Origin of the sequence: Stenotrophomonas sp. Sm10, from assembly GCF_030985515.1 — a bacterium.
Taxonomy (GTDB): domain Bacteria; phylum Pseudomonadota; class Gammaproteobacteria; order Xanthomonadales; family Xanthomonadaceae; genus Stenotrophomonas; species Stenotrophomonas hibiscicola.
Genome location: NZ_JAPTFO010000048.1, coordinates 26,939 through 34,603 on the forward strand (window position 1 = coordinate 26,939; position 7,665 = coordinate 34,603).

A 7,665-nucleotide genomic window follows, 5' to 3' on the forward strand; every position below is an offset into this window, starting at 1 on the left:
GCTACGGGTGGTGTCATTCAACCCATCCGTATTGCGTGTAAGCGCGAGCGCATCCGGCCGGAATGCGCCGCCGCAGTGGAACCGGAAGTGTCTTCAACCCTGGCAATCGCCTTCCGTGCTTCCATGGCCGCGATAGGTTTCTCCCCACTCGCGCATGGCCAGCAGCACCGGCACCAGCGTGCGGCCGAACTCGGACAGCTCGTATTCCACCTTCGGCGGCACTTCCGGGTACACGTGGCGGATCACAACGCCATCTGCTTCCAGTTCACGCAGCTGGCTGGTGAGCATGGACTGGGTGGCATTGGGCACCCGCCGGGTCAGCTCCATGAAACGCCGCTTGCCGGTCATCAGGTGAAACAGAATGATCGGCTTCCACACGCCACCGATGACCGACAGCGTGACTTCCACCGCGCAACCACTCTTGCCGTCCCACCGTTTGCTACGCATGCATACTCCGGAAAACCATAGTACCTACGGAAAATCGTCGTTCTTGTTGCGATAGAGGCGCGAGCCTAGCATGGCCCCATCCCATGAATGTGAGGCCATCCATGACGTTCAAAGCACTGCTGACCCGCAAGACGAACAACCAGCTCTCGACCGAGCTGGTCGATTTCGACGAGGCCGACCTGATGGACGGCGACGTCCTGGTACAGGTCGAGTACTCCACGCTCAACTACAAGGATGCGCTTGCCCTCACCGGCAAGAGTCCGATCATCCGGACGTTTCCGCTCATTCCCGGCATCGATCTGGCAGGCGTAGTGCTGGAATCCAGCAGGGCCAACTTCAAGCCAGGCGATCGCGTCGTGCTCAATGGCTGGGACCTGAGCATGGGCCACCACGGCGGCCTGGCCCAGCGCGCGCGCGTGCGGGGCGAGTGGCTCAACCGGATTCCCGACAACCTGAGCACCCGCGACGCCATGGCCATCGGCACCGCTGGCTACACCGCCATGCTGTGCGTGCTGGCTCTGGAACATGCCGGGGTGGCGCCTGCACAGGGCGATGTGCTGGTCACCGGCGCCAACGGCGGCGTCGGCTCGATCGCGGTGGCGATCCTCTCGAGGCTGGGCTACCGCGTGGTGGCCGCCACCGGGCGACCGGAGCACGCCGACTATCTGCACAACCTGGGTGCGGCCGAGATCATCGATCGTGCGCAGCTTTCGGAGCCGCGCGAGCGGCCGGTGAGTGCCGAGCGCTGGGCCGGCGTGGTGGATGTGGCCGGCGGCACCACGCTGGTCAATGCCATCGCCGAAACGAAGTACCGCGGTGCCGTGGCCGCCTGTGGCCTGGCCCAGAGCGATGCGCTGCACGGCTCGGTGCTGCCCTTCATCCTGCGCAATGTGACCCTTGCCGGCATCGATTCGGTGAATGCGCCACAAGAGGTTCGCCAGCGCGCCTGGGATCGGCTCGCGACCGACCTGGATCCGCGGAAGCTGGAAAGCACCGTGCAGCAGATCGGCCTGGCCGAGGTGCTGGATGTCTATGAGCAGATCATCCCCGGCAAGGTGCGCGGCCGCATCGTCGTGGATGTGAACGCCTGACGCCTGTCGCGCTGGCGAGGGTGCAATGCCATCGCTGGCTCGCGTGTGCGAGTGACCGGAAACGCAGCGTGCCATGCCAAGCCGCCTTATCATGGGGCGGCAAGGGCGCTTTACGCCCGGTGACGTACGCAAGGCAGTATCTGGATGTCTATGGAATGGCGCCCCTCGGGCTGGGGCCAGCGTGTGACCCGCTCGCCGGACTGGCAGTTGCGGCTGGATGGCGAACAGGTCGCGCTTTTGATCGACGGCAGGCAGTACCGCCAGCATGTAGCGAACGAACACAGCGTGCGGGTCGTTCGCGGCGTGCTCTGGTCCAGGGTCGAACTGACGACCGAGCGCGGTGAAGCACTGTCCGTGGATGGGCTGCCCAACAGCCAGGGCTCCCGGCTTGCCGCTGCCGTGCAGCACGTGCTTTTCGCGCGCTCCAAGCGGGGGCGCAAGGCACTGTTTGAGCACGTTCTGGCGCAGATCCAGGCGTGGCTGGCCGAGGCAGATGCGCTTGCCGACCGAGGTACTACCGGACGCCGCTGGATCACGTACGAACAGCAGCAGGCGTTGCTGGCCGACCGCCCCGCCCTGCCCCTGCCGCCCGCCAAGCTGGAGCAGCTGTTCCTCGACGAGGAGCTGCACGACGACCTGCACGCGCCCGGCCACCGCATCGCGCTGGACGCACTGCACGACTGGCAGCTGGATTGGCCCGCCGTGTGGGCGGACGCCAATGAGGCAATGGCGACCCGCGAACTGGGTCTGGCCAAGCCCTTCCTGGACCGGGTCGAGAGCAGGCCGCTGACCGAGGAGCAGGCTCGCGCCGTCATCTGCTTCGACAACCGCGTGCAGGTCGTGGCCGCGGCCGGCTCCGGGAAGACCTCCACGATGGTCGCCAAGGCCGCGTATGCCATTGATCGCGGCTTTGTCGAACCCGAACGGATCGTGATGCTCGCCTTCAACAAGGATGCCGCCCAGGAGCTGCAGGAGCGCGCACAGCGATGCTTCAGCCGGCTCGGCATGGGCGACACCGTAGTGGAGGCCCGGACCTTTCACGCCCTGGGCCTGGCCATCATCGCCAAAGCCACGAGACGCAAGCCTGATATCCCGGAATGGGCGATCGACGCGACGCTGGGCTTCAACAAGCTGGCCGACCTGGTGGACGACCTGAAGGACCGCTCGACCCACTTCCGCACCCAGTGGGACATGTTCCGCCTGGTGTTCGGACGCGATCTGCCGCCGTTGGGTGCCGACATGATGGCCGATGGCTACGACCGCGATGGTGCGCCCTACATGCGTACCCTGCAGGGCGAGCGGGTGAAGAGCCTGGAAGAGTGCGTCATCGCCGACTGGCTGTTCTACAACGGCGTGGCGTATGACTACGAGCGCCGCTACGAGTTCGATACCGCGACAGACACCCACCGCCAGTATCGTCCGGACTTCTACTACCCGGACGCCCGGCTGTATCACGAGCACTTCGCGCTGGATGCCAATGGCCAGCCGCCGCCGCACTTTGCCGATTACAGCGAAGGGATGCACTGGAAGCGTCAGCAGCATATGGCGCGCGGCACTGCCCTGTTCGAGACGACCTCGTTTGGCCTGCGCAGTGGACAGGCCCTGCAGCACCTTGCCGAGCGGCTGGGTGCGTCTGGAGTTGAACTCGACCCGAACCCGGACCGCGAGCTGCCTGACCAGGGCGCCAAGCCGATGCCGGATGCAGACCTGATTGGCCTGATGCGCACCTTCATTGCGCATGCCAAGAGCAACTGCCTGACGCTGGATGACATGGCCGCACGCCTGCGGCAGATGCCTGAGGATCAGTTCAAGGAACGCTACCGGCGCTTCCTGGAGATCGCCGGGCCGGTTTTCCAGGCCTGGGACGATGCACTGGCTGACGAGCGCAGCATTGATTTCGAAGACATGCTCAACATGGCCGCCGGGCTGCTGGAACAGGGCCACTATGAATCACCCTACGATCTGGTGATGGCCGACGAATTCCAGGATGCCTCGCGCGCCCGTGCGCGCCTCTGCCGTGCGCTGGTCAGCCAACCGGGCCGCCATCTGTTTGCGGTGGGCGATGACTGGCAGTCGATCAATCGCTTCGCTGGCGCCGACGTTTCGGTGATGACCGGATTCCGCGAGTGGATGGGGCATGGCCAGGTGCTGAAACTGGAGCAGACGTTCCGCTGCCCGCAGGCACTGTGTGATGTTTCCAGCCGCTTCATCAGCCGCAACCCCGCGCAGATCGGCAAGAAGGTCCGTTCTGCTGCGCCGGCAATGGGTCCGGTGCTGCAGGCGTTCCAGATGAACCGGCGTGAGGAGGTGCAGGATGGTGTTCGCCAGTACCTTTCGAAGCTGCACCAGCAACTGTTGTCAGGCGCGGTGGCGCAGGGCCGCAATGGACGCGTGACGGTCTTTGTTCTGGGGCGGTATCGCGCGGATCGCGGTGCGATGCCTTCGGATTGGAAGACGGCCTTTGGCAGCACTATGGACGTCGAGTTCCTGACCGCACATCGATCGAAGGGGCGCGAGGCGGACTACGTGATCCTGCCGGGCATGATCAACCGCAGCTTCCCGAGCCTGCGTGCGGATGACCCGGTGCTTTCGCTGGCGATGCCGGACGGCGATACCTACCCATTGAGCGAAGAACGACGGTTGTTCTATGTCGCGCTGACGCGTGCGCGGCGGTCGGTTGCGATGTTCACCCTGCAGGGCAAGCACTCGCCATTCCTGGATGAGCTGGTGAAGGACGGAGCAGTGGAAGTGACCGCGATTTCAGGCGCGGCCATTTCGGAAGAGCGCTGCCCAGCGTGCAAGGTTGGCGTGTTCGTGGACCGCAATGGGCCGCATGGGGCCTTCCGGTCGCGCTCCAGCTATCCGTTGTGCCACAACAAGCCGAAGGATGGGCGTCGCGGGTAGAGAAGCTTGAGAAAACAAGAAGGCCCCTGTCGCCAGGGGCCTTGTGGAATCCTGGCGGAGAGAGTGGGATTCGAACCCACGGAAGGTTTGACCCTTCGCCGGTTTTCAAGACCGGTGCCTTAAACCGCTCGGCCATCTCTCCAATCGGGTCCCGGTCGCCCGGGCAGCGGCATATTCTCGCACGTGAAGGCCATTTGCCCAAGACCACCTTGCCCCTGCCCTCCGCATCCGGCACGGTGGGGGCCTTCACCGCACTCGGAGCCCCCATGGCCCACCTCGACCTGGCCAACCTGCGCACCACCCTGCTGGACGACACCCAGCTGGCCGCACTGGCCCTGCACCGCACCTTCGCCGGCCATCTGCCGGTCAGCAGCGGGCATCTGGTGGTCTGCGATCCGCTTGTCCAGGCCGAAGCACCAGCGCTGGCCGACTACACCGCCCCGCTGGGCCGGCATCCGGTCGAAATCATCGTGCACAGCGGCCGTCCGGCGCTGGCCGTGGTCTGGTTCAAGCCCCGCGAAGCTCTCACTGCGTCTGCCCTGCACTGGCAGATGGCGCGCTGGACCACGCAGGATCTGACCGGCCTGGATGAGGACAGCTTCATCGGCTACCCGGTCGACGCCGGCATCGGCTGCTTCATGGATACCGACACCCAACAGGCACTGCTGGCGCTGATCGAACGGGCCGATGGCGACGAAGGCGGCGAGTGGTCGGATGCGCTGATCGACCACGACGGCCTCGACGAAGGCGCCGAGTACCGCCCTTGGGGCGAGGACTCGCCGCAAGGCCTGGTGGTCTTTACCAGCGGCTGGGGCGACGGTGTGTATCCCAGCTACTGGGCGCTGGATACGTCCGGCATTCCGGCCGCCCTGGTCACCGATTTCCTGTGCATCCAGGGCGGCGATGGACGCGACGAGCGCGAGATTGCCGACCAGGCCTATCGCGACAGCCTTCCACCCGACGAAGCTGAAGCGCTGGCACGGCTGGTAGCGGCCGTTGAACGCGACGACCCGGATGCGCTGCACGTCCTGTTGAAGGACGCGCCGCAGCGCGCCAACCAGATCGAACCAGGCTGTGGCGGCACCGCTCTGTACGAGGCGATCCGCCTGGACCGCCCGCAGGCATTGCGGGTGCTGCTACAGGGTGGCGAGCTACCGGCGATGCCCGAGCGCCTGCACATGAACAAGGTGACCGGCTATCTGGACTACGCGCGGTTCCTGAAGAAGCCGCGCAGCGCGGAGTTGATGGCGGTTCTGGAAGCACCCGTCGTTGCGGCCGAACCGCCACCGGCCGCACCGCAACGCCGCAGCTTCTGGGACCGGCTGTTCCACCTGAACTGACCGGGGCCGGAAAACAGCAACGCCGGGCATGGCCCGGCGCTACCGTTTCACGGATTGGCGGTGCAGTTGCGGGTAGGTGCCTCAGCCCGCATCCACCGCCAGCGCGCCCAGTGCACTGGCCTTGATCCGCTCCTTGGCCTTTTCACAGGCGCCACCGCAATCCAGGCGCGAAGCCTCCAGCTGCGGCGGCAGGTGCTCGGCCAGGAAGTCGATGAACACGCGCACCGCTGGCAACAGGCCGCGGCGCGAGGCGAACACGGCGTGGCACACGCCCTGCGGCAGTGACCAGTCCGGCAGCACCACTTCCAGCTCGCCATTGCGCACGGCGTCGGCGCACACGGTTTCCGGCAGCATGGTGATGCCGAAACCGTCCTTCACCATGCTCTGCAGCAGCGGGAAGTCGAAGCCGGCCACGCGCGGCTGCAGGTCGACCCGGCGCACTTCGCCTTCCGGGCCATGCAGTTCCCAGCGCTGGCGGGCTTCGTCTTCACTGATGCTGAGGGTGACGTGCTGGGTCAGCTCTTCCGGGTCCTTGGGGCGGCCGGCGCGGTCCAGGTACTTGGGGCTGGCCACCAGCAGTTCCTGCACCTGGCCGAAGCTGCGCATCACCAGGCTGCCGTCGTCATCCAGGCGCGAACGCACGCGCAGGGCCACGTCGTAGCCTTCGTTGATGATGTCCACGCGGCGGTTGCTGATGTTCAGCTGCAGCCGCACCTTCGGGTACTGCTCAAGGAACTTGGGCAGCAGCTTGGGCAGCTGCATCTGCGCCAGCGACACCGGCACGCTGGCGCGCACCACGCCGCGCGGCTCCGCGCTGAGGCGGTCCACCACTTCGCGGGCGGCCTGGGCCTCGGCCAGCATCGTCTGCGCATGGCGATGCACGCTGGTGCCGACATCGGTGACCGCGAAACGGCGCGTGGAGCGCTGCAGCAGGCGTACGCCCAGGTCGGTTTCCAGCTGGCTGATGCGGCGGCTCAGGCGCGACTTGGGAATACCCAGTGCGCGCTCGGCGGCGGCGAACCCGCCGTGGTCGACCACCATCGCGAAGTAGTACAGATCATTCAGGTCATGCATGCCCGAGTTCCATATCTAGAACAATACGTGGCATTCAACCACCTTTATTCCGCCTTTGCAACAACCTATCGTTCTCTCCGTCGGCGGCAAACCCGCCCCTCCTTCCAGAACATAGGTGACTGCCATGAAGCTTCTGCATCTCGACGCCAGCGTGCTTGGCGACAACTCCGTCTCGCGCCAGCTGTCGGCCGCCGTGGTCGCCCGCCTCGCCAGCCAGATCGACGGCCTGCAGGTCGATTATCGCGATCTTGACGCCAATCCGGTACCGCATCTGCGCAGCAGCTCGCTGGCCAGGACCGACGCCGCTGAAGCGACCGATGCTGAACAGGTGATGCAGCAGTTCCTGGAGGCCGACATCGTTGTGATCGGCGCGCCGATGTACAACTTCAGCATCCCGTCCACCCTGAAGGCCTGGATCGATCGCGTGGCCGTGGCCGGCCGCACCTTCAAGTACACCGAGAACGGCCCGGTGGGCCTGGCCGGTGGCAAGCGGGTGATCATCGCCAGCAGCCGCGGCGGCATCTACACCGACTCGCCGGCCGACTTCCAGGAGCCGTTCCTGCGCCAGGTGTTCGCCTTCATGGGCATCAACGAGATCGAATTCGTGCGCGCCGAAGGCATCGCCTATTCGCCGCAGCACCGTGAAGACGCCATTGCCGGTGCGCTGGCGGCGCTGCCGTCGCACGAAGCGGCCGAACCCGTCGCCGCATAACGCGTCCCAGCGTTCGGCGCCCCTCTCTCCTCGTCTGGGCGCTGAACGCGGGCCGGGATCCCCTCCCCCATCCCGGCCCACCCTGGCGGCCCCGCAC

The 7,665-nt window shown here is 65.9% G+C and carries 6 protein-coding genes and 1 tRNA gene; 4 read left to right on the plus strand and 3 right to left on the minus strand.

The window, feature by feature from the left end:
* Window positions 1-93: 93 nt before the first annotated feature.
* Entirely contained in the window at window positions 94-447 is a 354-nt protein-coding gene (locus tag O0J15_RS13910; RefSeq protein ID WP_019660307.1) for a helix-turn-helix domain-containing protein, read from the minus strand.
* A 101-nt stretch (window positions 448-548) separates the two neighbouring features.
* On the opposite strand from O0J15_RS13910, the gene O0J15_RS13915 reads away from it, so the two are divergent.
* Together O0J15_RS13915 and O0J15_RS13920 are read left to right on the plus strand one after the other, a co-directional pair.
* Window positions 549-1,538, plus strand: a complete 990-nt coding sequence (locus tag O0J15_RS13915) for an MDR family oxidoreductase (RefSeq protein WP_134730819.1) — start codon at window positions 549-551, stop codon at window positions 1,536-1,538.
* A gap of 150 nt (window positions 1,539-1,688) precedes the next feature.
* A complete protein-coding gene (locus tag O0J15_RS13920; protein ID WP_308305818.1) occupies window positions 1,689-4,442 on the plus strand; it encodes a UvrD-helicase domain-containing protein in 2,754 nt (917 codons plus the stop codon).
* Window positions 4,443-4,494: 52 nt separating this feature from the next.
* On the opposite strand, the gene O0J15_RS13925 is transcribed toward O0J15_RS13920, so the two are convergent.
* Window positions 4,495-4,584, minus strand: a tRNA-Ser gene (locus O0J15_RS13925).
* A gap of 124 nt (window positions 4,585-4,708) precedes the next feature.
* Between O0J15_RS13925 and O0J15_RS13930 the strand changes: the two genes are divergently transcribed.
* On the plus strand, window positions 4,709-5,782 hold the full coding sequence (locus O0J15_RS13930) for a DUF4241 domain-containing protein (protein ID WP_308305819.1): 1,074 nt from the start codon (window positions 4,709-4,711) through the stop codon (window positions 5,780-5,782).
* Window positions 5,783-5,863: 81 nt separating this feature from the next.
* Here O0J15_RS13930 and O0J15_RS13935 read toward each other — a convergent pair whose 3' ends face one another.
* Window positions 5,864-6,856 carry a LysR family transcriptional regulator gene (locus O0J15_RS13935; RefSeq protein WP_005410175.1) on the minus strand — a complete coding sequence of 331 codons (993 nt, stop codon included), beginning with the start codon at window positions 6,854-6,856 and terminating at the stop codon, window positions 5,864-5,866.
* A gap of 124 nt (window positions 6,857-6,980) precedes the next feature.
* On the opposite strand from O0J15_RS13935, the gene O0J15_RS13940 reads away from it, so the two are divergent.
* The gene (locus tag O0J15_RS13940; protein ID WP_171952781.1) at window positions 6,981-7,568 is read left to right on the plus strand and encodes an FMN-dependent NADH-azoreductase; all 588 of its coding nucleotides are present in this window, start codon (window positions 6,981-6,983) and stop codon (window positions 7,566-7,568) included.
* The last annotated feature ends 97 nt before the right edge of the window (window positions 7,569-7,665 follow it).